Origin of the sequence: Ruegeria sp. HKCCA4633 (genome assembly GCF_013034605.1) — a bacterium.
Lineage (GTDB): Bacteria > Pseudomonadota > Alphaproteobacteria > Rhodobacterales > Rhodobacteraceae > Ruegeria.
Map to the genome: position 1 here is coordinate 25,274 of NZ_WQGJ01000013.1, position 25,994 is coordinate 51,267.

General features: G+C 57.4%; 27 protein-coding genes and 1 tRNA gene. 16 read left to right on the plus strand and 12 right to left on the minus strand.

From position 1 onward, the window contains the following. From GOV85_RS20300 to GOV85_RS20355, 12 genes are all read left to right on the plus strand, one after another. Window positions 1–891 (plus strand): DUF2950 family protein, encoded by an 891-nt coding sequence (locus tag GOV85_RS20300; protein ID WP_171181629.1) that lies wholly within the window; start codon window positions 1–3, stop codon window positions 889–891. Window positions 892–1,014: 123 nt separating this feature from the next. Next, complete coding sequence (locus GOV85_RS20305; protein ID WP_171181631.1) at window positions 1,015–2,070, plus strand: TauD/TfdA family dioxygenase; 1,056 nt, start codon at window positions 1,015–1,017, stop codon at window positions 2,068–2,070. Window positions 2,071–2,144: 74 nt separating this feature from the next. Beyond that, the gene (locus GOV85_RS20310; protein ID WP_171181633.1) at window positions 2,145–3,530 is read left to right on the plus strand and encodes a trypsin-like peptidase domain-containing protein; all 1,386 of its coding nucleotides are present in this window, start codon (window positions 2,145–2,147) and stop codon (window positions 3,528–3,530) included. Between the two features lie 3 nt (window positions 3,531–3,533). Further along, window positions 3,534–4,844: a replication-associated recombination protein A gene (locus GOV85_RS20315; protein WP_171181635.1), complete on the plus strand. Its 1,311-nt coding sequence runs from the start codon at window positions 3,534–3,536 to the stop codon at window positions 4,842–4,844. Between the two features lie 98 nt (window positions 4,845–4,942). Then, window positions 4,943–5,749 (plus strand): crotonase/enoyl-CoA hydratase family protein, encoded by an 807-nt coding sequence (locus tag GOV85_RS20320; protein ID WP_171181637.1) that lies wholly within the window; start codon window positions 4,943–4,945, stop codon window positions 5,747–5,749. Between the two features lie 120 nt (window positions 5,750–5,869). Next, entirely contained in the window at window positions 5,870–6,913 is a 1,044-nt protein-coding gene (locus tag GOV85_RS20325; RefSeq protein ID WP_171181698.1) for an RluA family pseudouridine synthase, read from the plus strand. Continuing rightward, window positions 6,910–7,581, plus strand: coding sequence for an HAD-IA family hydrolase (locus tag GOV85_RS20330; protein WP_171181639.1), 672 nt, complete (start codon window positions 6,910–6,912; stop codon window positions 7,579–7,581). The genes GOV85_RS20325 and GOV85_RS20330 overlap by 4 nt, the downstream gene beginning before the upstream one ends. A gap of 3 nt (window positions 7,582–7,584) precedes the next feature. Further along, a complete protein-coding gene (locus tag GOV85_RS20335) occupies window positions 7,585–8,292 on the plus strand; it encodes an ATP12 family chaperone protein (protein ID WP_171181640.1) in 708 nt (235 codons plus the stop codon). A 205-nt stretch (window positions 8,293–8,497) separates the two neighbouring features. Next, window positions 8,498–9,514: an amino acid ABC transporter substrate-binding protein gene (locus tag GOV85_RS20340; RefSeq protein WP_171181642.1), complete on the plus strand. Its 1,017-nt coding sequence runs from the start codon at window positions 8,498–8,500 to the stop codon at window positions 9,512–9,514. Window positions 9,515–9,637: 123 nt separating this feature from the next. Next, complete coding sequence (locus tag GOV85_RS20345) at window positions 9,638–10,870, plus strand: amino acid ABC transporter permease (RefSeq protein ID WP_171181644.1); 1,233 nt, start codon at window positions 9,638–9,640, stop codon at window positions 10,868–10,870. A gap of 3 nt (window positions 10,871–10,873) precedes the next feature. After that, window positions 10,874–12,172, plus strand: coding sequence for an amino acid ABC transporter permease (locus GOV85_RS20350; protein WP_171181646.1), 1,299 nt, complete (start codon window positions 10,874–10,876; stop codon window positions 12,170–12,172). A 12-nt stretch (window positions 12,173–12,184) separates the two neighbouring features. Further along, a complete protein-coding gene (locus GOV85_RS20355; RefSeq protein ID WP_280922860.1) occupies window positions 12,185–12,976 on the plus strand; it encodes an amino acid ABC transporter ATP-binding protein in 792 nt (263 codons plus the stop codon). A gap of 44 nt (window positions 12,977–13,020) precedes the next feature. Here the strand turns inward: GOV85_RS20355 and GOV85_RS20360 are convergent, their stop codons facing one another. The 12 genes from GOV85_RS20360 to rpmH form a co-directional block, all read right to left on the minus strand. Then, a complete protein-coding gene (locus GOV85_RS20360; protein ID WP_171181648.1) occupies window positions 13,021–13,518 on the minus strand; it encodes a histidine phosphatase family protein in 498 nt (165 codons plus the stop codon). After that, window positions 13,515–14,201 carry a ferredoxin gene (locus tag GOV85_RS20365; RefSeq protein ID WP_171181650.1) on the minus strand — a complete coding sequence of 229 codons (687 nt, stop codon included), beginning with the start codon at window positions 14,199–14,201 and terminating at the stop codon, window positions 13,515–13,517. The genes GOV85_RS20360 and GOV85_RS20365 overlap by 4 nt, the downstream gene beginning before the upstream one ends. Window positions 14,202–14,223: 22 nt before the next feature. Continuing rightward, entirely contained in the window at window positions 14,224–15,087 is an 864-nt protein-coding gene (gene argB, locus GOV85_RS20370; RefSeq protein ID WP_171181652.1) for an acetylglutamate kinase, read from the minus strand. 60 nt (window positions 15,088–15,147) lie between these two features. Continuing rightward, complete coding sequence (gene yihA / locus GOV85_RS20375) at window positions 15,148–15,801, minus strand: ribosome biogenesis GTP-binding protein YihA/YsxC (RefSeq protein WP_171181654.1); 654 nt, start codon at window positions 15,799–15,801, stop codon at window positions 15,148–15,150. Further along, entirely contained in the window at window positions 15,798–16,535 is a 738-nt protein-coding gene (locus GOV85_RS20380; protein WP_171181656.1) for an MOSC domain-containing protein, read from the minus strand. Before GOV85_RS20380 ends, yihA begins: the two co-directional genes overlap by 4 nt. Next, window positions 16,532–18,361, minus strand: a complete 1,830-nt coding sequence (yidC, locus tag GOV85_RS20385; protein ID WP_171181658.1) for a membrane protein insertase YidC — start codon at window positions 18,359–18,361, stop codon at window positions 16,532–16,534. Before yidC ends, GOV85_RS20380 begins: the two co-directional genes overlap by 4 nt. Before the next feature lie 126 nt (window positions 18,362–18,487). Then, the gene (locus GOV85_RS21810) at window positions 18,488–19,483 is read right to left on the minus strand and encodes an EAL domain-containing protein (protein WP_371810824.1); all 996 of its coding nucleotides are present in this window, start codon (window positions 19,481–19,483) and stop codon (window positions 18,488–18,490) included. After that, the gene (locus GOV85_RS21815; protein WP_371810825.1) at window positions 19,477–20,043 is read right to left on the minus strand and encodes a diguanylate cyclase domain-containing protein; all 567 of its coding nucleotides are present in this window, start codon (window positions 20,041–20,043) and stop codon (window positions 19,477–19,479) included. Before GOV85_RS21815 ends, GOV85_RS21810 begins: the two co-directional genes overlap by 7 nt. 44 nt (window positions 20,044–20,087) lie before the next feature. Beyond that, a complete protein-coding gene (gene ttcA, locus GOV85_RS20395; RefSeq protein ID WP_171181660.1) occupies window positions 20,088–20,981 on the minus strand; it encodes a tRNA 2-thiocytidine(32) synthetase TtcA in 894 nt (297 codons plus the stop codon). 56 nt (window positions 20,982–21,037) lie between these two features. Continuing rightward, entirely contained in the window at window positions 21,038–21,283 is a 246-nt protein-coding gene (gene yidD, locus GOV85_RS20400) for a membrane protein insertion efficiency factor YidD (RefSeq protein ID WP_171181663.1), read from the minus strand. Further along, window positions 21,280–21,705, minus strand: a complete 426-nt coding sequence (gene rnpA, locus GOV85_RS20405) for a ribonuclease P protein component (RefSeq protein ID WP_171181665.1) — start codon at window positions 21,703–21,705, stop codon at window positions 21,280–21,282. The genes yidD and rnpA overlap by 4 nt, the downstream gene beginning before the upstream one ends. Before the next feature lie 25 nt (window positions 21,706–21,730). Then, window positions 21,731–21,865: a 50S ribosomal protein L34 gene (gene rpmH / locus GOV85_RS20410; RefSeq protein WP_005980833.1), complete on the minus strand. Its 135-nt coding sequence runs from the start codon at window positions 21,863–21,865 to the stop codon at window positions 21,731–21,733. A gap of 269 nt (window positions 21,866–22,134) precedes the next feature. On the opposite strand from rpmH, the gene GOV85_RS20415 reads away from it, so the two are divergent. The 4 genes from GOV85_RS20415 to GOV85_RS20430 all read left to right on the plus strand — a co-directional run bounded on the left by GOV85_RS20415 (window position 22,135) and on the right by GOV85_RS20430 (window position 25,857). Further along, window positions 22,135–22,893 carry a TVP38/TMEM64 family protein gene (locus GOV85_RS20415; RefSeq protein WP_371813621.1) on the plus strand — a complete coding sequence of 253 codons (759 nt, stop codon included), beginning with the start codon at window positions 22,135–22,137 and terminating at the stop codon, window positions 22,891–22,893. Between the two features lie 3 nt (window positions 22,894–22,896). Further along, window positions 22,897–24,315 carry an NAD(P)/FAD-dependent oxidoreductase gene (locus tag GOV85_RS20420; RefSeq protein WP_171181667.1) on the plus strand — a complete coding sequence of 473 codons (1,419 nt, stop codon included), beginning with the start codon at window positions 22,897–22,899 and terminating at the stop codon, window positions 24,313–24,315. 15 nt (window positions 24,316–24,330) lie between these two features. Beyond that, window positions 24,331–25,716 (plus strand): HAMP domain-containing sensor histidine kinase, encoded by a 1,386-nt coding sequence (locus tag GOV85_RS20425; RefSeq protein WP_171181702.1) that lies wholly within the window; start codon window positions 24,331–24,333, stop codon window positions 25,714–25,716. Between the two features lie 64 nt (window positions 25,717–25,780). Next, window positions 25,781–25,857: transfer RNA gene (locus tag GOV85_RS20430), tRNA-Arg, on the plus strand. Window positions 25,858–25,994: the final 137 nt, after the last annotated feature.

The window sequence follows — 25,994 nt, forward strand, 5'->3', positions numbered from 1 at the left end:
ATGCGAAATTTCATAGTTTCTTCTGCCATTCTTTTGATCACGGCGAGCACAGCGGCATCCGAGGGTGCCCGATACAATAGCCCGCAAGCGGCGTTGGATGCGTTTGTCGGTGCTCTGAAGTCGGATGATCGGAATCAGTTGCTGGATGTGTTTGGGGCTGAGGCCGAAGACTTGCTTGCAACCGGCGACCCCGAAGAAGACCGCGCCAGACGAGAGGAAGTGCTTGGCATGTATGCCGAGGGCTATCGTTTCCAGCCGGACGAGCACGGTGTTGTCGTTTTGCTGGGGGAAGACAGTTGGCCCTTCCCGATCCCGATTTCTCGGGCCGGTGAGGAATGGCACTTTGACCTCGAAGCTGGCATCGAAGAAGTTTCGGCCCGCGAGATTGGCTTGAATGAGCTGGAAGTGATGGAATTGCTTGATGCTTATGTCGATCTTCAGGCCGCGTTCCGTTTGGCCGACCATAATGGCGACGGCGTGATGGAATTCGCGCGCAACATCATTTCCGACCCGGGCGTGAAGGACGGTTTGTTCTGGCCTGAGGAAGACAGCTTTGTCGGCGCGGCGCTCGCACGAGCGGTGGCCTCTGGGTGGAGTGACGGAGAAGAGGACCACGAACCTGAACCCTTCCTGGGTTATTACTACACAATCCTTCAGGGGCAGGGACCCAGTGCTCCGGGTGGTGCGTATTCTTACTTTGTTGGGGATCATTTTGTAGCAGGTCATGCGCTGCTTGCCGTTCCTTCTGAGTATGGCGAGACCGGAATTCATTCGTTTCTTGTGGGTGAGAACGGGATCATTTTCGAGGCGGACTTGGGTCCTGACACGCTCGAACGCGCTGCGGATATCCAAGAGTATGACCCGGGCTCTGATTGGTCGCCAGCAGAGTAAAACCAAAAGCGTTTGCGAACGCGGACCAGATGGGTGTCGTATTTTAACAAGTTTCGGTGACTTCAGATGATGAACTGTGCTTTCTCACGCGTGAATATTGAAACAGCGTGATTGGAGGCAGCGATGACCGTGTTTTCTGAATTACCGGCACAAATCACCGGTCCATCTGTTTGGAACGGACGGGAAATGGCAGCGCGGAAGAATGAATGGCTGTTGCATCTGAGCCCTGTGGATGTCGCAGACCTTGAGCAAGCCGCGCGCCACTATCTAAGCTTGGGGCAGGATATTGGCGAAATCACCAAAACAGATTTTCCGTTGCGCCGGTTCGACCGCCATCTTGAGACTCTAAAAGACACGCTGATCAACGGTATTGGGTTCGAAGTGATCCGGGGCCTGCCGGTCGAGACCTATTCTCAGGAGATGGCCGCCGCGATCTTCTGCGGGGTGGGTGCCCATTTGGGATCGGCGCGATCCCTGAATGCGCAGGGGCATATTCTGGGTTATGTCCGGGATATCGGTGCGGACGCAAATGACCCGAACACGCGGATCTATCAGACTCACGAGCGCCAGACATTTCACACAGACAGCGCCGATATCGTAGGGCTATTGTGTTTTCGGGACGCCAAGGAGGGCGGGGATTCACTGCTGTTCAGCGCTGAAGCAATCTACAACCGGATGCGCAACGAATGCCCGGACCTGCTGGAGCGATTGTTCGACCCGATAGCGACCGACCGGCGCGGCGAAGTGCCGGAAGGGATGCAGCCCTTTATGACCATTCCGCCCTTCAACTGGCATGATGGCAAGCTGACCGTGTTCTATCAGCGGCAGTATATCGACAGTGCGCAGCGGTTTCCCGAAGCCATGCGCCTGACCCCAGAGCATGTCGCTGCTTTGGACAAGTTCGACTCCTTGTCGAACGACCCAGATCTATATCTGACCATGCGGTTGCAACCCGGCGATATGCAATTTGTCTACAACCATTCTCAGTTGCATGACCGGACGGGTTTTGTGGACTGGCCTGATCCGGCCGACCGTCGGCATCTTTTTCGCCTATGGCTCTCACCCGAGGGAGACCGGGAGTTACCTGACGTTTTCAAACAGCGTTACGGGTCGATCGAAGTGGGTAATCGGGGCGGGATCATTACAAAAGGGACCCGCCTGCACGCGCCGCTGGATTGAGTGCGCCGGACAGGTGCTTGCATTAGCGCGCCCGTAGTCGCATATCCTACGCAGCTTTTGAGGTAGAGGTATCCATGCTTCGCGCGACACTTATCGCTTTGACCTGTGCAGTTTCCACATTTGCGACGGCTGAAACACGCGTGCCGCAGTCGCAGGCCGAGATTTCGCTGGGATTTGCTCCTGTGGTGAAAAAAGCCTCTCCTGCGGTCGTGAATATCTATGCCAAGATCGTGCGGCAGGGGCGGGCCAGCCCGTTCTTTTCGGACCCGTTTTTTCAAGACTTCTTTGGCCGGGGCTTTGGCACGCCACAGCCGCGCGTTCAAAACTCGTTGGGTTCTGGTGTGATCCTGTCCGATGACGGTTACGTGGTCTCCAACTATCATGTGGTTGGGTCCGCAACAGAGATCCGGGTCGTCACCACGGACCGACGCGAGTTTTCGGCCACAGTTGTACTTGGCCATGAAGAAAGCGACATCGCGATCCTGCGCTTAGAAGAGGCCGAAAACCTGCCTTTCCTGAGCCTGCGGGATTCCGATCAGGTTGAAGTTGGCGAACTGGCCCTGGCCATTGGGAACCCCTTTGGTGTGGGGCAAACCGTGTCCTCGGGCATCATCTCGGGTCTGGCGCGCACGGGAACGGCAACGGGCAACGGTCGCGGGTATTTCATCCAGACGGATGCGGCGATCAACCCGGGCAATTCCGGCGGCGCATTGATCGACGTGAATGGCGATCTGATCGGGATCAACACGTCGATCCTGACACGGTCGGGCGGTTCCAACGGTATCGGTTTTGCCATCCCGGCAAATCTGGTGGCTGAGTTCCTGAAACAGGCGCAGCAAGGCAATGACAGCTTTGTCAGCCCTTGGGCGGGAATGTCGGGTCAGCACATGAGCGCGGATATCGCGGAATCTTTGGGGCTGGTTATCCCGCTGGGCGTTGTGATCTCGGACCTGCATGACCTCAGCCCGCTGCGCGAGGCGGGGCTGAAGGTGGGCGATGTTGTCACCCATGTGGACGGGGACGAGGTGAACTCCCCCGCTGAAATGAAGTTCCGCATGTCTATTGCGGGTGTGGGGGGAAGCTCGGTTCTGACGCGGCTGCGCGGCGACCAAAGCGATGAGGTCGAGGTGGCCTTGATCAAAGCACCTGAAACACCCGCTGCCGAAGAAACCGCGCTGGACGACAATACAGTTCTGCCGGGCTTAGTTGTGTCCCGAATCAATCCGGCGGTGATTACCAAGCTGGGTCTGCCCCTGTCTCTGACCGGCGTTGTTGTCGTCGATCCGGGCGCTTTTGGCGCGCGGGCCGGGTTGCGGCCTGGCGATGTGATCGAGACCATCAATGCGGCCGATATTCAGCGCCCCGGTGATGTCGAACGCGCAATGACGGACCCGGGACGCCGCGTGCACATGGGGCTTCAACGCGAAGGCCGCTCCGTGTCCCTGCGATTCCGGCTGTAACGTATGAGCGATCTGTTCGACACCGGGCCAACCGAACCCGTCGATGCCCCGCACCGCCCTTTGGCAGATCGATTGCGGCCCCAATCGCTGGGCGACGTCATCGGTCAGGAGCAGTTGCTGGGGCCGGAAGCTCCGCTGGGCGTGATGCTGGCGGCGGGCAGTCTGTCCAGCCTGATCTTTTGGGGTCCGCCCGGGGTAGGAAAGACGACCATAGCGCGGCTTTTGGCGCAGGAAACCGATCTGCATTTTGTCCAGATCAGTGCGATCTTCACGGGTGTGCCTGACCTGAAGAAGGTCTTCGAGGCCGCCAAGATTCGCCGGCAGAACGGGCAGGGGACGCTGTTGTTCGTGGACGAGATCCACCGTTTCAACAAGGCACAGCAAGACGGGTTTCTGCCCCATATGGAAGACGGCACCATCCTGTTGGTCGGTGCCACAACCGAAAACCCGTCATTTGAACTTAATGCCGCTGTGCTAAGCCGGTCGCAGGTTCTGGTACTGGAACGCCTCAGCCTTGCCGACCTTGAACGCCTGACGCAGCGCGCCGAGAAAGAGTTGGACCGCGCATTGCCTTTGACCCCGGCTGCGCGCGATGCGTTGCAGGAAATGGCAGACGGCGATGGGCGGGCGTTGCTGAACCTGATCGAACAGGTCTCGGCCTGGAAAGTGGACGCGCCGCTGGATCCCGATGCATTGTCGACGCGGCTGATGCGGCGGGCTGCGAAATACGACAAGTCGGGTGATGAGCATTACAACCTGATCTCGGCCCTTCATAAATCGGTACGTGGGTCTGACCCGGATGCTGCGTTGTACTGGTTCGCACGAATGCTGACCGGCGGCGAAGACCCGCGCTATCTGGCGCGTCGGATTACGCGGATGGCAGTTGAGGATATCGGTCTGGCGGATCCTCAGGCGCAGGCCATTTGCCTGCAATCGTGGGAAACGTATGAACGGCTGGGGTCTCCCGAAGGAGAATTGGCGCTGGCGCAAGCCTTGGTTTATTTGGCGCTGGCCCCAAAATCCAATGGGGCTTACGTGGGCTATAAAGCGGCCATGCGACTGGCCAAACAATCCGGCAGCGAGCCACCGCCCAAGCATATCCTGAACGCACCCACTTCGCTTATGAAGGATCAGGGATATGGTGCGGGTTACTCTTATGACCATGACGCCGAGGATGGGTTTTCGGGTCAGAACTACTTCCCGGAATCCATGAAACGCCCGGTACTGTATCAGCCGGTGGAACGCGGGTTCGAGCGAGAGCTGAAAAAGCGCCTCGATTACTTTGCCAAGCTTCGGACACAGCGCAACAGTTAGTTACGCAGGGTCAGTATTGGACATGCCGCCGCGTCACAGGCGACAGGTTCGCAATAGAACGGTTCCCTTGGGTCAATGCCAGCAAGGGAGGACGGAAAATGCCGGTTTCAATTGAAAAGACCCAAGACGTCTGGACCATCATCCATGACAGGCCGGATGCTCGGAATGCCGTTGATACGGAACACGCTGTAGCTCTGGTTGACGCATTCCTGAGTTTTGAAGCCAGTTCTGCCAAAGCCGCTGTGTTCTGGGGCAAGGGTGGCAATTTCTGCGCGGGCTGGGATCTGAAACTCGCCGCCTCGCTGGCCGATCCTGAACTGCGTGAGGCATATTTCGACAAGCATGCCTTTCCAATAGGTTCAGCCACTTCGACACTTGGGCCGATGGGACCGTCCCGGCTGGAGCTTTCGAAACCGGTCATCGGCGCGATTGAGGGTGCCGCCGTGGCCGGAGGCATGGAGCTTGCTCTTTGGTGCGATATCCGCGTGATGGCGGAAACGGCATATCTGGGTGTTTACTGCCGCCGCTGGGGGATTACGCTGATGGATGGCGGCTCGGTCCGGTTGCCGCGTTTGGTGGGGCAAGGCAAAGCGCTGGAGATCGCCTTGACAGGTCGGAAAGTCGAGGCCGAAGAATGTTATCGGATCGGGCTGGCAGAAAAGGTCGTCCCGCATGGTGAAGCGCGTTCTGCAGCTGAAGAAACGGCCCATGAAATTGCACGTTTTCCGCAAGAGGCTGTGCGGGCTGACCGCCGTTCGATCATCGAAACGCGGGGTATGCCGGTGCGCGAAGCGCTCAAGGTGGAATGGGCCAACGGGTTGGAGGCGATCCGTCGCGAAGGAACCTCGGGCGCGGGGCGTTTCCGGGATGGTGCCGGGCGGCACGGGGATTTCTCGAACATCTGATCGCAACGACCAGATACCTTGACTCTTGGTGCATTGCGCGCGACAGACGCCCATGATTTCTGGGACACGGACAAAGGTGCAATCCGGGCGGCTCACCCGCGCGGTGCAAGGGTTAGTGGCATGATTGGCGTACAGATGATTACAGTCGCTGAAGGGGATGGCGACCAGCGCGTTGACCGCTGGCTGCGCCGTCTGTTTCCGCATGTCAGTCAGGGCCGCATTGAAAAGATGTGTCGCAAGGGTGAACTGCGTGTCGATGGCAGCCGCGCCAAAGCCTCGACCCGGCTGGAGGTTGGGCAAGTGGTGCGTGTGCCGCCTTTGCCTGACGCAGATCACAAACCGGCTGAGGTCAAACATCGTATCTCGGATGCCGATGCCAAGATGATCCAGTCCTGCGTGATCTACCGCGACGATCACATTCTGGCGCTCAACAAGCCGCAGGGCCTGCCGGTTCAGGGCGGCAGCGGGCAGACCCGGCATGTCGACAGCCTGTCCGAGGCGTTGCGGTTCGGCTATGACGAGAACCCGCGTCTGGTCCACCGCTTGGACAAAGATACGTCAGGTGTTCTGTTGATGGCCCGCACGCGTGAGGCCGCCAAGGGCCTGACGGCCGCTTTCCGTCACCGCGACACGCGCAAGATTTATTGGGCACTGGTGGCCGGTGTTCCGACTCCCTACCTGGGTGAGATCAAGACGGGCCTTGTCAAAGCACCGGGTCATGGCAAGCACGGCGAAGGCGAAAAGATGATCCCCGTGCATATGAACGAAATCGACAGCACACCAGGCGCCAAACGCGCGCACACGCATTACGCGACCCTCTACCGGGTGGCCGGCCGTGCCGCATGGGTTGCAATGGAGCCGATCACCGGGCGGACGCACCAGCTGCGGGCCCACATGGCGGCCATCGGGCATCCGATTATCGGGGATGGTAAATACGGCGGCTCGGGCCAGGAAAACCTTGGCGACGGCTGGGGCGCGCAACTGGGCGGGATCATTAGTAAAAAGCTTCACCTGCATGCCCGGCGACTGTCGTTTCAACACCCAATGACCCGTAAGCCTGTGACAGTCACGGCACCTTTGCCGGATCATATGAAGCACAGCTGGGATACGTTCGGGTGGACCGAGGATCTGGCTGCTGACGATCCGTTTGAGGATCTGCAATGAGCGCACCCGTACGGCTGGTTCTGTTTGATGTCGACGGCACGCTGGTCGACAGTCAGGGCAGTATCGTTCACTCCATGACAACCAGCTTTCAGGCGGCTTCGGTGCCTGTCCCGTCGCGCGACGCGATCCTTTCGATTGTGGGTCTGTCCTTGCCACACGCCATTGCGCGACTGGCACCGGATCAACCATCCTTGGTCCAGGGTGATCTGGTTGAAGGGTACAAAGAGGCTTACCACGCACATCGGCTGGACCTGGGTGCGGCCAGTTCGCCGCTTTATCCCGGCGCGCGTGAGGCGATTGAAGCGTTGCACGCTGTGCCCGAAGTACTTTTAGGAGTAGCCACCGGCAAGTCACAGCGCGGTCTTGATGCGTTGATCGAGGCGCACGGGCTGGAGGCTTATTTTGTGACGCGTCAGGTTGCAGATCATCACCCGTCCAAGCCACACCCGTCCATGGTGCAGACCGCCTTGTCTGAAACCGGTGTTGATCCGGATTGCGCAGTGATGATTGGTGACACGAGCTTTGACATGGACATGGCTGCGGCGGCGGGTGTGCGCGGAATTGGGGTGACCTGGGGATACCATGATCGCTCGGCTTTGGCTTCGGCGACTTGCGTGATCGAGACATTTGACCAGTTGCCCACGGCGCTGGCTGGAATATGGAACTAGGAAATGAGCGACTGGAAACCAAAACGCTTCTGGAAAGACAGTGCCGTTGTCGAGGCCGACGGCGGGTTTGCGGTTGAATTGGACGGTCGACGTGTCAAAACGCCCGCCAAGAAAGGTTTGATCTTGCCGACCCGCAGCATGGCCGAAGCGGTCGCGGTAGAATGGGATGCGCAAGAAAAAGAAGTTGATCCTGCGACAATGCCGTTCACACGTTGTGCCAATGCCGCAATCGACAAAGTGCGCGTTCAGCATGCAGAAGTGGCCGACATGCTGGCCGATTACGGCGATTCTGATCTGCTGTGTTACCGTGCCACGCACCCGCAAGAGCTGCAGAACCGCCAAAGTGACGAATGGGACCCGGCCTTGGATTGGGCCGAATCTACGTTGTCCGTTCGTCTGGTACCGGTCGCAGGGGTGCTGCACCAACCACAAGCGCGTCCGGCCTTGGAGACGCTGCGCGCACGGGTCCATGCGCTGAATGCGTTTCAACTGGCGGCCTTCCACGACCTTGTCAGCCTGTCAGGGTCGTTGATTCTTGGGTTCGCGGCAGCCTTGGATTGGCGCAATCCGGACGAGATATGGCGCATTTCGCGACTGGACGAAATCTGGCAGATCGAGCAATGGGGCCATGATGACGAGGCGCATGAGGTTGCTGAGGTCAAAAGGGCGGCGTTTCTGCATGCAAAACGCTTCTTTGATATGTCAGTTTGAGCCATAATTCCTGATATTTGGGCAATTGTGCAAAGGGCTTGGGGGGTGAAACATCGATTTCGATGATCCGACCCTTGACGTTTGTTTATGAATACGCCCAAACTCAGTCCCACTAAAGGGGAGACACCTTTGGGGTAACCTATCCGGCATCCACTTGCCGGGCAGAGCCGTTTCTTATGAGACGGAAAATCAGGAAGAGGTAAAAATGAAAAAATCCGTAATCTTGGGCGCGGCGACGATTGCCGGTCTGGCTGCTGGTGCAGCTGCGGCGGGCACCATTGACGACGTCAAGGCGCGCGGCAAGTTGAATTGCGGCGTGACCACCGGTCTGGTTGGTTTTGCTGCACCCGACGCAAATGGTGAATGGCAAGGCTTTGACGTTTCGCTGTGCCGCGCTGTTGCTGCTGCCGTTCTGGGCGACGCAAACGCCGTTGAGTTTGTTCCGACCACCGGTAAAACACGCTTTACTGCGCTGGCATCCGGCGAAATCGACATGCTGGCCCGTAACACCACATGGACCTTCAGCCGCGACGTCGACCTGAAGTTCGAATTCACTGGTGTGAACTACTATGACGGTCAGGGCTTCATGGTTCCCAAGGCGCTGGGCGTCAGCTCGGCCAAGGAACTGGACGGCGCAACCGTTTGTATCCAGACCGGCACCACAACCGAGCTGAACCTAGCGGACTTCTTCCGCTCGAACAACATCAGCTATGAGCCGGTTCCGATCGAAACCAACGCCGAAGCGCAACAACAATATCTGGCTGGTTCGTGTGACGTTTACACCACTGACGCATCGGGTCTGGCTGCGACGCGCGCCACGTTTGAAGCACCGGATGAGCATGTTCTGCTGCCCGAAATCATCTCGAAAGAGCCTCTGGGACCGCTGGTTCGCCACGGTGACCACGAATGGGGCGACGTTGTCCGCTGGACTCTGAACGCGCTGGTCTCGGCAGAGGAACTGGGTGTGACCTCGGCCAATATCGATGAGCTGAGCGGTGGCACCGACAACCCGGAAATCAACCGCCTGCTGGGTACCGAAGGTACTCTGGGTGAGATGCTGGGTCTGGACGCTGACTGGGCTGCCAAAGCCATCAAAGCAGGTGGCAACTATGGTGAAGTATTCGCCAAGAACATCGGTGAAGAAACTCCGATTGGTCTGGCGCGCGGCTTGAACGCTCAGTGGACCGAAGGCGGCCTGCTGTATTCGCCGCCGTTCCGCTAAAATCTACGGAGATGGGCGCAGGGTATAACCTGCGCCCTCTTCACATCAAAGAGCTGCGGAAGCATTCAGAGCGGGAAAAACTCGCCAAGACAAAAAAACCGCACGCTACGGGGATTTCAAAATATGTCGACTATGACTGATCCACCGAAAGCTGACTTTCGGTTGTCCATGCTCATTAACGACACTCGCTATCGCTCCCTGACGTTTCAGGTGATCGCGGCGATCGTTATTGCGCTTTCCATCTGGTATCTCGGAAACAACCTGATCCAGAACCTTCGGGCCGCAGGGCTCAACATCTCTTACTCGTTTTTGGGCGACTCCTCCGGGTATGACATCAACCAGAGACTGATAGAATATGACAGCCAGTCCAGTCACGGGCGTGCGGCTGTTGTTGGTATTCTCAACACGCTGTTGGTTGCCTTTCTGGCATGTATCACGGCCACGGTGTTCGGCGTGATCGCGGGGGTTCTGCGGCTTTCGAACAACTGGCTCGTGTCGAAACTGATGGCGGTCTATGTCGAGATCTTCCGGAATATTCCGGTTCTGATCTGGATCATCATAATCTTCACCATCATGACGGCTGTACTGCCCGCGCCACGCGCGTTCCGGGGCGATGCCGCCACATCCAGTATGTTGTTCGACGCCTTTGCCTTTACCAACCGGGGTGTCTATATCCCGCGGCCCGAGTTCGCAAACGGGCTGTTTGGCGCAACCATTCTGAACTGGTTGCTGGTGATTGTCGTTTTGATCGGTTCGTGGTTCGCCTCGCACGAGATCGAAAAGCGGGCGACATTGAAACAGGAAGAGACCGGCGAACGTCCGAAGACATTCTTGGTCAAATTGGCTGTTTGGCTGGTGCCCTTTGCCTTGCTGATGCTCATCATGGGTTTGACCTGGGATATTCCCGCTCTGAAAGGCTTTAATTTCAGCGGTGGTATCAAGGTTGGCGGCCCGCTGATTGCATTGTGGTTCGCCCTGTCGATCTACACCGGTGCCTTCATTGCGGAAAACGTACGTGCGGGTATTCAGGCGATCAACAAAGGTCAGACCGAGGCCGCCGCCGCACTGGGTTTGCGACCCGGACGGATCATGAACCTTGTCGTTCTGCCCCAGGCACTGCGGGTCATCATACCGCCGCTTATTTCGCAATACCTGAACATCACCAAGAACTCGTCGCTGGCGATCGCTGTTGGTTATGCAGACATCACAGCCACGCTGGGCGGCATCACGCTGAACCAGACCGGTCGTGCGATCGAATGTGTGCTGCTGCTGATGCTCTTCTATCTGACAGCCTCGTTGCTGATTTCGATGGCGATGAACATCTACAACGCCTCCGTTAAGTTGAAGGAGCGCTGAGCCATGAGTGATCAAACAACAAACCCGATCGCCTTTGTCGCCGAAGGCACTATCCCGCCTTCACCGCCACCTGCAAATGAAGTCGGAGTGGTCAAGTGGCTACGCGAGAACCTCTTCTCGGGCGTGACAAACACCATCCTGACGGTGCTGTCGCTGGTGCTGATCTACATTCTGTTGAAAAACACGTTGCCGTGGATTTTGAACGGGGTGTGGAATGCCAACTCTCTGGCGGAATGTCGCGAGATCCTGGACGGCAAGACCGGTGCCTGTTTTGCGGTTCTGACGGAACGCTGGCCTCAGCTGATCTATGGCTTCAAGTACCCGGCCGACGCTTATTGGAGACCAAACCTGGCGTTTGTGCTGATGCTGGTTGCCCTTGCCCCGGTGTTGTTCTTTGACCTGCCGCGCAAGATGCTGCTGTTCACTGCGGTTTACCCGTTTGTGGCCTTTTGGCTGATCTGGGGCGGTACGATCCTGGTTCCTCTGGTGGCGCTTGTCGGCTTCATTGCAGCAGGTGCTGTGTTCCAGAAGCTGGGCAACAACAGTTTTGCTGCCGGCTTCTTTGGGGCTATTGTGACTGCGTTGGTCATCTGGAATGTCGGCGGAGCCCTGATCCCGGAAAGTGCATCAGAGAATGCTTGGCTCACAGCTGTTCCCAGCCGTGATCTGGGTGGCTTTATGCTGAACATGATGCTGGGCGTGACCTGTGTGTCGCTGTCGGTGCCACTGGGTATCGCGTTGGCTTTGGGTCGTCAGTCGAACATGCCGCTGATCAAGTGGGTATGCGTTATCTTTATCGAATTCATCCGTGGCGTGCCTCTGATTACGCTGCTGTTCGTGGCTTCGGTGATGCTGGCGTATTTCTTCCCGCCTGATAGCACAGTCGACCTGTTCCTGCGCGTTGTGATCATGATCACCATGTTCTCAGCCGCCTATATCGCCGAGGTGATCCGTGGCGGTCTGGCGGCACTTCCGCGTGGACAGTACGAAGCAGCAGACAGCTTGGGCCTTGATTACCCGCAGGCGATGCGGCTGATCATCCTGCCGCAGGCTCTGAAGATTTCGATCCCTGGGATCGTGAACGTGGCCGTGGGCCTGTTCAAGGATACCACACTGGTTTCGGTCATCTCGATGTTCGATCTGGTGGGCATGATCCGGGGACCCATTCTGGCGTCGACCGAATGGAACGGCGTCTATTGGGAGCTTCTGGGCTTTGCCGCGCTTTTGTTCTTCGTCGTCTGTTACGGCATTTCTCAATATTCTCAGTGGCTCGAGCGTCGCCTTGCCACAGATCATCGTTAAGGAGTTCAACACATGTCTGAACTTGCAGTAGAACGCGAAATCGACCGCTCGAAGATGCAGGTGAGCGACGAGGTCGCCATCGAAATCAACGGCATGAACAAGTGGTACGGATCATTCCATGTGCTGCGCGATATCAATCTGACCGTCAATCAGGGCGAGCGGATCGTTATCGCGGGTCCGTCGGGCTCGGGCAAATCCACGCTGATCCGCTGCCTGAACGCGCTGGAAGAACACCAGCAGGGCAAGATCGTTGTGGACGGGATCGAGCTGTCGAATGATCTGAAGAACATCGACAAGATCCGGTCTGAAGTTGGCATGGTGTTCCAGCACTTCAACCTGTTCCCGCACCTGACCATTCTGGAAAATTGCACACTGGCCCCGATCTGGGTGCGCAAAACGCCCAAGAAAGAAGCCGAAGAACGTGCGATGCATTTCCTTGAAAAGGTCAAGATTCCGGATCAGGCGCTGAAATATCCTGGCCAGTTGTCCGGTGGTCAGCAGCAGCGTGTGGCGATTGCGCGTTCGCTGTGCATGATGCCGCGGATCATGTTGTTCGACGAACCGACATCGGCGTTGGACCCCGAGATGATCAAAGAGGTGCTCGACACCATGATCGAACTGGCCGAGGAAGGTATGACCATGCTCTGTGTGACCCACGAGATGGGCTTTGCCCGTCAGGTCGCCAACCGCGTGATCTTTATGGACGCGGGCCAGATCGTGGAGCAGAACGAGCCGGAAGAGTTCTTCAACAATCCGCAGAGCGAACGGACCAAACTGTTCCTCAGCCAGATTTTGGGGCACTAAACTGCCTGAAATTGAAGAAAGGGCGGGGTTTTGCCCCGCCTTTTTTATTCCAACAACTCGCGCGGAAGGGCGAAGCCAAGGACTTTTCCGCGGTGCCATTGCACCTCGGCCCAACTGGTGATGTCAAATTCCATGACGGTCGTTGCGCAGGTCGGATAGTCCAGAAATCGCGGATGTGTCGGAGCATCCCGCACCAGCTGGTGCGCAAGCTGCGCTATCCCAGGATTGTGCCCCAACATCAAAACGGTTTGCCCTTTCGCATCGAACAGCTGGCGTATCATCTGGTCAGGCCCTGCCAGGTAAAGCGCATCGCGAAACTGGACCTGCCGGGCTGTCATCGCCATTCTATCCCAGGTTTCGCGGGTTCGGGTCGAGGTCGAGCTGAGAACCTCATCCGGCACCCAACCATGTGTACGCAGCCATTTGGCAATTGCGGAGGCTGACTTGCGTCCACGTTTGTTCAACTGGCGCGCATGATCATCCAAAATCGGGTTATCCCAGCTGGATTTGGCGTGGCGTGTCAGGATCAGCGTGCGGGTCATGACGTGTGGAACGACCTCATGTGATGGGCCGACTGTTCTGATGTGCGCTCCGCTCCTGCACTGAGAGGGCATGCAAGGCGGGCAAGACATCCGCCGGTCATGCAGGTCTGTCCTTGGGTTGTGTCCAGGTGGCTGTGGCAGGCTGAGATGTTGTAGAATTCCTGAGCGTTCAGGGCACCGACCGGGCAGGCCTGCGTACATGGCGCGACGCAGGTAATGCAGGGAGATTGTCCGGGTGTGTCCGGGATACTGAATTCTTCGGCAAAGTGCAGTGCACCTCGATATGAGATCATCATACCCACCGTGTCATGCACCAAAGCGCCCACCGGGCTGCTGAAGGTCCGTCCTGATTTCAGGGCCCAATCGATGAAAGGGGCATAAGGTGGCCCGCCAAAAGGGAAATAGGCCTCGGCATTAAATGTCTGGGCTATTTCGCCAATGATCCTAGTGGACCAGCGGTCAACCGGGTCCGGTGCCCCCCATTCTGGTGCGGCCTTCAAAACAGGCCAAAAGTCCCCTCCGGCGCCTAAAAGGACCAACGTACCGGATTCAAGCTGTTTGGCTTCCACCTTACGGGGATGCAGTGCTCCCATGACAATCAGTCCCTCACGATGAGCGACTTCAACGATGTGGTCATAGGATATCGCATTTGGGTCAGAGGAAGGCTGCGCAAGATTGGCCATGTTTCATCCTTCCTTGAACGGGTCAGTCCGGCCTTATAAGCGACCCGGCCCCGTGTTCTGTAAACAATTCTAGCAACACGGCATTCGGTGCGCGCCCGTCCAGGATCACCACGGCCCGGACGCCGCTGTGCAGCGCGTCCAGGGCCGTTTCAGTTTTGGGGATCATGCCGCCCGCGATCGTGCCTTCGCGGGTCATTTCGCGAATTTGTCCTGCCTTCAGTTCGGTCACAACATCTCCGGCGGCATTCTTGACGCCTGAGACATCGGTCAGCAGCAGCAGACGGTCGGCTTTCAGGGCCGAAGCAATTGCACCCGCCGCCGTATCGCCATTGACGTTGAAGGTTTCACCATCGCGGCCGGCACCCAACGGGGCAATCACCGGGATCACATCATGAGAGAACAAGTCATGCAGAATCTTCGGGTTCATGTCAGAGGGGGTGCCCACATATCCCAGAGATGCGTCCGTCTGGTCGCAGACCATCAGGTTTGCATCCTTACCAGACAGCCCCACGGCAGAACCCCCTTGATCGTTGATCGCCTGGACAATGCGCTTGTTCACAAGACCGGACAAAACCATCTCGACCACTTCGACGGTTGCTGTGTCTGTCACACGCTTGCCGTTCACGAATTCAGACTGGATATCCAGCTTGTCCAGCATCGCGTTGATCATCGGACCGCCACCATGAACGACAACTGGATTAACCCCAACCTGACGCATCAGAACCACGTCACGGGCGAAGCTTTCCATCGCCTCATCGCTGCCCATTGCGTGACCGCCCAGCTTGATGACGACAATGGCCCCGTCATAGCGCTGCAGATAGGGCAGAGCGCTGTTGAGTGTGGCTGCGGTGGCGATCCAGTCCCGGTTCATATCTCTTGTCTTCATGGCTAAAGTCCCTTTGGAGACCTGTGTTAGGGCCTTTGTCCGGCCCTGCCAAGTGTGAAGCTATTCCAGATGCGCAATGATGGACCGCAGGGTTGCGATACCGTCGCCTTTTTCGGAAGAGGTCAGCACGATTTCCGGGAACGCTGCGGGGTGCTTGGATAGGGCCGCACGTGTTTGGTCCAGCACCTTTTCGCGGTCCTTGGCTTTCACCTTGTCCGACTTGGTCAGAACGCATTGAAAGGTCACGGCGCTGGTGTCCAGCAGCTTCATGATCTCGGCATCGACTGGTTTCACGCCGTGGCGCGCATCGATCAGTACAAAGGCACGACGCAAGGTCTGGCGACCACTGAGATACTGTTTCAGCAGCTTCTGCCATTTCTCCACCACTTTCAGCGGGGCGTTGGCGTATCCATAGCCGGGCAAGTCCACCAGATAGAGTTCGGGGCCTTGGGTGAAAAAGTTGATCTCTTGCGTGCGCCCGGGCGTGTTCGAGGCGCGCGCCAAACCCTTGGTTCCGGTCAGCGCGTTGATCAGGCTGGATTTGCCGACGTTCGACCGGCCTGCAAAACAGACCTCCAACCGATCAGGGCTGGGCAGGCCGTTCATGGCGACCACGCCTTTGACAAATTCAGAAGGGCCCGCAAACAGCTTGCGCCCGTGTTCTTTGGAAAGGTCATCCGGCTCTTCAGCCAGTGGAAACGGAAGCGATGTCATAGCACGCTCACCTCATCATTCAGGCGGACTTCACCACCCTGAATGACTTCGGCGTAAACACCGAAATCCTGATGGCCCCAATTGCTCAGCGCACCCAGAGTGTCTGCGTCACGTGCGCCAGTCTCTGGGTTCGCGGTGGTGGCCATGCAACGGGTAATGCGTTCGCGGATACGGAACACGGCCTGCCCAATGCGGACGTCGCGCCCCAACCAGTCAAACTCTTCCCACAAGGGCAGGCCGTCAAACCAGATGTTCCCGCGCCAGCGGACGGTTGACAGCGACTGGCCAAGCTTTTGCTCGACAGCGTGGTGTGATGCCATGTTGCACAGGCTGATGGACGGGAAATCACTGTCGGTCATCCCGCGTCCCGGAACCCGGACTATTCTGGCAGGTGCCGCGCGGTCGGCGGGCATCAGAGGTTTTACCCAATCCAGGAAAATCTCCTGTTCGGTATCCGGGGCAAATAATAAATCAGGCCGGTCAGGATGGCGTAAAGTTACACGCTCGTCTTGGAGTTCGGCTGAGATCGCCGCCAGCTCGGGTGCTTTAGCGACCCGGGTGAAATTCGAACAAGGGGCCCAATCCGATCCATCCGTCTTGGCAGCTTCATGAGCAACAGCCCAAACGCGATCCCCGGGCATGGTCTGCCCGGGGATGACTGTGATCTGGCTCAGCGCCTCGCGCCCGTGACTTTTGATCGGGTGACGCCAGAGGTCTGAGACTGTCCCGCTCATTTGTTGTCCGTTTTCGGCGTTTTCTTGAAGCCGGATTTTATATTTCCGAACACGTCCGGGGTGTAGCCCTGGCTGCGCATGATCAGATATTGCTGCGTGAATGTGATCGTGTTGTTCGCTATCCAGTAGACAACCAGACCGCTTGCAAAACCACCCAGCATGAACATGAAGACCCAAGGCATCCATGCAAAGATCATCGCCTGAGTGGCGTCTGTTGGTGCCGGGTTTAGTTTTTGTTGCAACCACATCGAAATACCCAGCAACAGCGGCAGAATACCGATGAAGATCAGCGCCATGAAGCTTTCAGGCGCGGGTGCCGCCCATGGCAGCCAGCCAAAGAAGTTGAAGATCGATGTCGGGTCAGGTGCGCTCAGGTCCTGGAACGGTCCGAACCAGGGTGCCTGGCGCAGTTCGATCGTGACGAAAATCACCTTATACAGCGAGAAGAAGATCGGAATCTGCAACAGGATCGGCAAACATCCCGCAGCCGGGTTCACCTTTTCCTTCTTGTACAGTTCCATCATGCCTTGCTGCATCTTCTGTCGGTCGTCGCCGGCGGCCTCTTTCAGGGCCTCCATCTGCGGCTGCAGTTCTTTCATCTTCGCCATCGAGACGTAGGATTTGAACGCCAGCGGGAACAGAATCGCCTTGATAATCAGTGTCAGGCCGATAATCGACCAACCCATGTTGCCAATCAGCACGTTGATGTTGTGCAGAAGCCAGAAGATCGGTTTGGTCAGGAAGAAGAACCAGCCCCAATCAATGCTGTCGATGAACTTCTGAACGCCTTCTGACTGGTATTCCCGAATGGCCTCCCATTCTTTTGCACCGGCAAATAGGCGTGTGGTAGCCTGCTCGGTCGCGCCGGGCGCAACTGTCAGCGTCGGCAGAACCGTTTCTGTCTGATAGATTTTGCGACGCGAGTCATACTTGGCGGCAGCTTTGAATGCGGAACCAGGCTCAGGGATCAGAGTGGTCATCCAATAATGATCGGTGAAACCGATCCAGCCATTTTCCTTTACCTGATATACCTCGGCCTGCGCACGCTCATTCGGGTCGATGTCGAAATCACGGACGTCGCCATAGTCCACCTCCGTCAGTGTCCCGTCGGCCATGCCGATGACGCCTTCATGGAGAATGAAGAAATTCTTCAAGCCAGGCAGATCACCGTCTTCGCCGATACCGTGGCGTGCCAGGATGCCGTAGGGGGCCATGCCGACCTCGGCCTCGGTGGCGTTTTCAACCGACTGTGTGACGCTGAACATATAGTTCTCATCAACCGAGATAGCGCGGCGGAAGGTCAAACCATTGCCGTTGTCCCAAACAAGCGTCACCGGGCTGTCAACGCCAAGGGTTTCGCCCTGTTCAACGGACCAGATTGTGTTGGGTCCGGGAACGTCGGCACCGCTCAAGCCCGCGCTAGGGGCCCAACCGTATAAGGCATAGTACGCGGACTCGGACCCCACCGGTGACATCAGTTCGACAATCGGAGAATCGTCGGCCAGCGAAACCTTATAGTCTTTCAGCGACAGCTCATCGATGCGACCACCGGCCAGCGACAGGCTGCCGGTCAGGCGCGGCGTGTCAATACTGATCCGAGGGGCTTGGGCCTCAGGTTCAGCTTCGGTCGCTGCTGCGGTTGCCTCTCCTACAGTGCCGGTTTCGGCAGCGCTGGGCGTCTGAACGTCATTGCCTTCGACATTGGCAATTTCAGCCTGTTCCGGTGCGGGCGTTGGTTCCGGCGGAGGGAACAGCACAAACCAGACCAGGATCACGAGAAAACTGAGCGCAGTTGCGAGGATGAGATTCTTGTTCTGATCGTCCATAGGGGACAGCCACCTTGAGCAGTGAAAGACACCCGCAGGGTTCAACAGAGTGCGGGCCCAAAGGTCAAGCGGAATCGCCCTTCAATTCGTCACGTACCGGTCTTCTTTGGCTTGATTTGGGGTTCTTTAACCTGTTTCCCGCCCAATTTTGGGTACTCGGTTCAATTTGCTGCGATAGGACATGATCCAGTCCCTGGTTTTTTCGACTGGCATCGGCTTGCTGATACCAAAACCCTGAACATGGTCACATCCCAACTGGGCCATCAATGCATGCTCGCCTGGCGTTTCGACGCCTTCGGCCAGTGTTTCCAGATTCAAACGTTCAGCCATGGTCAGAATGGCGCTTGCCAGTTGCTGCTGGCTGGGGTCTTGATCGGCTTTTGCGACAAAAGACCGATCGATCTTTATGCGCGACACGTTGAATCGTTTTATGGATGCGATCGAGGCATGGCCGGTTCCAAAATCGTCCAAATCAATGCAACAGCCCATTGTAGCCAACCCGGTGACGTTGCGGGTTATGACGTCATCGGGTCGACGGGAAAAAACGGTCTCCAACACTTCGACTGCCAACCTGTCGGGTGTCAGGTCGAATTGATCCAACTCCCATTTCAGGCGGTCGATCAGGCCCGGATCGCGCAGCTCGTCCGAGGAAAAGTTGATGCCGATACGCGGCACATAAAGCTCTGCCCTATCCCAGTCGCGCATGGCAGAAAACGCGCAGTGCCGCATCGTCTGTCCCAGCCGACCCATAAGATCGGCATGTTCTGCAAACGGCAGAAAGACGTTGGGGCCCAGAACCCCCTTTTTTGGGTGTTCCCATCTGGCCAGCGCCTCAAAGCCAGTGACGCGCCAGGTGTCGGTGGAAATCTGAGGTTGAAACCAAGGACGAATCTCACCGCTGTCCAGGGCAGTTTCAAACTCCTTGCGCAGATTGGAGCGAACCTGAGCCCGGCGGCGGGTCTCGGATGAAAAGGCGCGAATCGTGGATGGGCCATTCTGTTGCGCTTCAAGCAGGGCGTTATTCGCAGCATCGCGCCAGTCCATAGCCGACCCGTCCGGAAAGCTGCCGCTTAGGCAGAAACCGATCGAGCACGACATGTAGACGCCGGTTCCATTTAACATGATCGGCTCTTCCACCGCCGATTGCATACGCCCGACATTTGAATGCAGGCCTCTAGATCCAGTTGGTCAGAGGGCCGCAAGACCACCATCATCTTATTCCCGCCAACGCGTGTCGCGCAGTCGTTCGTGCGGATCATGGACATGACACGCGCGCAAAACTGCTGTGCAACGTGGTTTGCGGCTGCCTGACCATGAAGATCAAGCAACTGAGTGTAATCATCCAGAACCACGGCAAAACAAGCAGAGTCTTCGCCTTTGCGACAGGTTTCAGCGAACACTTCGTTTAATGCGGATGCGAAGTGGTCGTTTGACAATAGGCCAACCGACCGCCCCAAGCGCGGACGGGTTTGTTTGGACGAAAACGCACCAAGGCCTGTGATTGCCAAAGGGAGGCCCAATGCCATTGAAACCAAAGCGCGTTCGTCCCCGATCCAGAACGCACCCAAACTGAGCGCGGGAATAAACGCCAGCGCTGATGGACTGTTAAAAACGGTGTTCAAAGAACGGATAAAACGGTCGATAGAAGAATGGTTCCGCATCGTGCTTTTGGCCTTGGGCATGAATGACACGCCGTTGAGCCTAGGAAACCAGTCTGAGTCAGTCGTTAACGCAGCTGCGGAATTCCGTCCGTGTTTTCGGTTTTTTTGTCAGAATTTATTGAAAGGTTAAGGAAATCAAACAGTTTCGCGTCCAGCAGATGCGAAGGGCGTGCATTTGTTAAGGCGCGGAACATAACTTGACGCCGACCCGAGCTGTTCTTTTCCCATTGATCGAGAATCTGTTTCACCTGCTGGCGTTGCAACCCGTCCTGACTGCCGCAAAGATCGCAGGGTATGATCGGGTATTGCATTGCATTGGCAAATTTCTCGCAATCGGCTTCGGCAACATGGGCCAGCGGTCGGAAGACAAAAAGATCGCCCTCTTCATTCACCAGCTTCGGCGGCATGGTGGCCAGACGGCCGCCGTGGAAGAGATTCATGAAAAATGTCTCAAGAATGTCGTCGCGGTGATGGCCCAGAACAACCGCCGAGCACCCCTCTTCACGCGCGATGCGATACAGGTTGCCACGGCGCAGGCGAGAACACAGGGCGCAGTAGGTTCGGCCCTGCGGAACCTTGTCCATCACAACGGAATAGGTGTCCTGGTACTCGATCCGGTGCGGTACATCCATGCGTTCGAGAAATTCGGGCAGGACTGTCGCGGGAAATCCGGGCTGACCTTGATCCAGATTGCAGGCCAGCAGATCCACAGGCAGCAGGCCACGCCATTTCAATTCGTAGAGAACGGCCAGCAGCGTATAACTGTCCTTGCCGCCTGACAGACAGACCAGCCAGCGTGGCGGTTTGCCGTCCTTGTCGTGGGCAGACGGGTCTACCATCCCGTATTGCTCGATCGCGTCGCGGGTTTGCCGTACGATACGCTTGCGCAGCTTCTTGAACTCGGTGGTCGAGGGCGCGCCAGCAAACAGCGGGTGGATATCGTCTGCATCATCAAACATGCGCTGCCCCTACAGCAGTTGGCCCAACCGGGCAAGATGGTGACAGGATGCCCGGTCTAGCCCTTATCGGTCGAGGTATCGGAGTCAGGGACCGGATCGTAGCCGTCGCCACCCCACGGATGACAGCGCCCGATCCGACGCGCGGCCAACCATGCGCCCTTTATCGCACCGTGCTTTTCCAATGCCTCCAGCGCATAAGCTGAACACGTTGGCTGATATCGACAGTTAAAGCCAACCCACGGGCTGAAAATCAACCGATAGGCCCGAACGGGCAGGGCGGCGATATGGGCCAGAAATGTCATTTGCCCTGTGCGTGAACCTTGCGCAGCGCATAGCGCAGGTCACTCAACAGTGCGTCGTAGGAGCGGTTGGCCGTGACTTCGGCCCGGCCGACCAGAACGTAATCCCACCCATCGCGACCAGATTCGGGCAGTATGGCCCGCGCGGCTTCGCGTAAGCGACGTTTGGCGCGGTTGCGGGCCACGGCGTTGCCGACCTTCTTCGAGCAGGTAAAACCTACGCGAATCCCGGATGCCTCTTCTGGAGTGCGTCTGCGCGCCTGGACCATCATCGACGACGTTCCTTGCCTGCTCGCGCGTGCGGCTTTCAGAAAGTCGGACCGTTTTTTAAGAACGACAAGAGGTTCAGGTGCACAAACGGACGCCGCCGGGGGCGTATTCCCGGGCTGGTGCATACCATCCTCAGGGGCCTCCGGCGGCGTCATGTTCATAACCTGATCGGTGAGCGGTTTACGCGCTCAGCGACTTGCGGCCGCGTGCGCGGCGTGCGTTCAGGATCTTGCGGCCGGCCTTGGTGGCCATGCGCGCGCGGAAACCGTGGCGGCGTTTGCGAACCAGGTTCGAAGGCTGATAGGTGCGTTTCATCGCTCCGTCTCCAATCTATAGCGGTGGGGTGCGGCGCGGATTCGCCTGGCCCTAGTGTTCGAAGCCCGTCCTCTACTGCTAAGCGGGGGGTAAGTCAAACCCCAACAGTGGGGTTTTCGCGCCTTTTGCAACAATTCTGTACCCGCAGAGCTGAAAAGGTTTCAAAACACCCAATTATCGATGAAATCTCTCACATTCAGCGCCACAAAGATCAAGGCCCCGTGATCCCTCTGTTGCTTGACCGATTGGAAGCGCATCTTGGGCACAGAATGAAACAGAAAGAACCGGAAAACCTGATGTCTGAAACAAGCCAGGCACCGCGCAGCGGGTTTGCGCGCCATATTCCGTTGCTGGTGATCCTTGGTGTTGCCGTTGCGGGCTTTTTCACACTGGGGGATTACCTGAGCTTTGAAACCTTGCGGGACAACCGCGAGGCGCTTTTGGCTTGGCGGGATGGTCACTATTGGGTCATGGCCGCAGCGTTTGTGGCCATTTATATCGTCATTGTAGCGTTCTCGCTGCCGGGGGCGGCGGTCGCGTCGATGACAGGCGGGTTCTTGTTTGGATTGTTTGCGGGCACGGTTCTCAATGTTGTGGCTGCAACCATCGGAGCTTCGGCTATTTTCCTGGCGGCACGCTGGGGATTGGGTGAGTCGCTGACCGCCCGTTTGGAATCGTCGGAAGGGACGGTCAAGAAGCTGAAGGATGGTCTGCGCGAGAATGAGATCTCGGTCCTGTTCCTGTTGCGGCTGGTCCCGGTTGTTCCGTTCTTTGTTGCAAATCTGGTGCCTGCTCTGGTCGGCGTGAAGTTTCGCAACTTCCTGATCACCACTGCCCTGGGCATTATTCCCGGGGGGATTGTCTACACGTGGATTGGTGTCGGGCTTGGTGGTGTATTCGATCGCGGCGGAACACCGGATGTGTCTCTGTTGTGGGAGCCGTTCGTGATCGGACCGATTATCGGCTTGTGCGTTCTGGCCGCTTTGCCCATCTTCATCAAAGCCTTGCGCGCAAATAAGGACAGCTGAGCCATGACCGAACTGAAAACAGACCTCCTGGTCGTTGGGGCCGGGTCCGGCGGCCTGTCAGTTGCAGCTGGGGCCAGCCAGATGGGTGCAGATGTCGTTCTGCTGGAAGGCCACAAGATGGGCGGCGATTGCCTGAATTTCGGCTGCGTCCCGTCCAAGGCGCTGATCGCAAGCGGGAAGGCCGCTTATGGTCAGGCGCATTCCGCGGCGTTTGGGGTGGCGGATGTGACTCCTCAGATCGACTATGGGGCGGCCAAGGACCATGTGCATAACGTCATCGCCCAGATCGAACCGATGGACAGCCAAGAGCGCTTTGAAGGATTTGGCGTCAAGGTGATCCGAGAATACGGCACCTTTATCTCTCCCAACCAAGTGCAGGCAGGAGATCACATCATCACTGCGCGCCGGATCGTGATTGCAACTGGGTCCTCGCCCCTGGTGCCGCCGATTCCCGGGCTGGATGCGGTTCCTTACTTTACGAATGAAACTATTTTCGACCTGCGCGAGCGGCCGGATCATTTGCTGATCATTGGCGGTGGCCCGATCGGTATGGAAATGGCGCAGGCCCATCGACGCCTCGGCAGTAAGGTCACGGTCATAGAGGGTCAAAGGGCGCTGGGCAAAGACGACCCCGAAGCCGCGGCGGTGGTGCTGGAAGCGCTACGTAGCGAAGGTATCGATATCCGCGAAAGCGCCATGGTGGCACAGATCCGAGGCAGCGAAGGCGCGGTAGAAGTGGTGACCGAAAACGGTGAGATTCTCAAGGGATCTCATCTTTTGATCGCGGCCGGGCGCAAGGCAAACATTGACCAGTTGAATCTGCAAGCGGCGGGTATTGACCGCACCCGGACCGGCATTAAGACAGATGAAGCCCTCAGGACGACAAATCGCCGGATCTATGCCATTGGTGATGTTGCAGGTGGGATGCAGTTCACTCATGTGGCGGGCTACCATGCGGGTATCATAATTCGCTCGGCGTTGTTTGGTCTGCCGTCCAAAGCCAAGACCGCGCATATCCCCTGGGCGACCTACACAGATCCTGAACTGGCGCAAGTTGGTCTGACCGAAGCTCAAGCGCACGACCAGCATGGCGACAGGCTCGAAATTGCCCGCTTTGACTATCATCACAACGACCGGGCCATTTCCGAGCGTAGGACAAACGGCTTCATCAAGGTCATGGTTGTCAAAGGCCGTCCTGTTGGGGCCACAATCGTTGGTCATCAGGCAGGCGAGTTGATCAACTTGTGGTCGCTTGCATTGGCCAATAACCTGAAGATGGGGCAGATTGCTGCAATGGTTTCGCCCTATCCGACGGTCGGAGAGCTTAACAAACGCGTGGCGGGAGCTTATTTCACGCCAAGGCTGTTTGAGAATCAGACAGTTAAACGAGTGGTCGGGTTCGTCCAGCGCTGGATTCCCTGACCCGAGGAGGGGCGCATTTTGAATTCGCTGTCGGGCCGATTTCTGATCCTGACGACGGTCTTCGTCATGTTGGCCGAAATCCTGATTTTTGTCCCGTCTATTGCCCGGTTCCGCGAGGATTTCCTGCTGAACCGTCTGGAGCGCGCCCAGATTGCTTCGCTGGCGTTGCTGGCAGACGATATGCTGGCTGATGACCTCGAGGCAGAACTGCTGGCGAATGCGGGTGTTTATAACGTGGTTTTGCGTCGGGACGAAGTTCGGCAGCTTATGTTGTCTTCACCGATTCCGGATTCAATTGCCAAGACATACGATCTGCGCGAAGCGGGGCCCTGGGTTCTGATCCGGGACGCCATGAGCCGGATTGTCACGCCCGAAAATGAAATCATTCGAGTTATCGGCGAGCCGGTCAAAGGTGCGGGCTTGCTGATTGAAGTCACCACAGACAGCACGCCATTGCGAATGGCGATGGTGGACTATGGCCTGCGTATTCTTGGCTTGTCTTTTGTCATTTCGATTATCACCGCTTCGCTGCTTTTCTTGGCTGTTCGGGTTGTGCTTGTACGGCCAATCAAAAGCGTAGTGGGGTATATGCAGCGCTATGCCAGCGCGCCCGAAGACGCGCGGGGGATCATCTCGCCGAACTCGAAAGTGACAGAGCTGCGCGAAGCTGAAGAGGCGCTGCAAATGCTGCAGACTGACCTCACACAGGCGCTGCGACAGCGCGAGAGGTTGGCGCAGCTGGGTGGTGCCGTCGCCAAAGTCAGTCACGATTTGCGCAATATTTTGACATCGGCACAGCTGTTCACGGACAGGATCGAATCCAGCGATGATCCACTGGTTCGTCGGATGGCCCCTAAATTGGTGAATTCCATCACCCGTGCCGTATCTTTGTGTGAAAGCACGCTGGCCTTTGGGCGCGCGGAAGAACCGGCCCCGACGCTGACGATGGTTCCAGTGCGGTCGCTGGCCGCGGATGTAGCAGCCAGTGAACAACTTGCCGTCGCCGATGCCTGCGTCGAAATTGCGAATGAAGTTCCCGAAGATCTGATCGTCCGCGCAGACCCCGAGCAGCTTTTTCGGGTTATCATGAACCTCGTGCGCAACGCGCGTCAGGCCCTGGTTGCGTCGGGCAAGCCTGGGCGCGTTACAATTGCCGGCTGCGAATATGGCGACACTTGGTGTGTTGAAATCCGTGACACAGGCCCGGGCCTTCCGCCGAAAGCGCGGGAAAACCTTTTCACGCCTTTTCAGGGCGGTGTCCGAAAGGGTGGTTCAGGTTTGGGGCTGGCAATTTCTCAGGAACTGGTGCGTGGGCATGGCGGAGATCTGACTTTGAAACAGACCGGACCCGAAGGAACCGTGTTTGAAATAAGCCTTCCGCGCGGCGAAATGACTTTTTGAAATATTTTTGAAGAATCGACTTGCACGTCCTGGGCGGCAGGTCTAAACACCGCCTCACCAACGCGGACCGATAGCTCAGCTGGATAGAGTACTTGACTACGAATCAAGGGGTCGGGGGTTCGAATCCTCCTCGGTCCGCCATTAAATCAATGACTTAGATTTTGGCGGTTGCTTCTGAGGCCTTGCGGGCGAGACAGGAGCGAGACAAAACGAGTCGTTTTGCGCAGCTCGAAAGCAAATATCTGCGGTCACACGACCGATCTGATCTGTGAACGAAG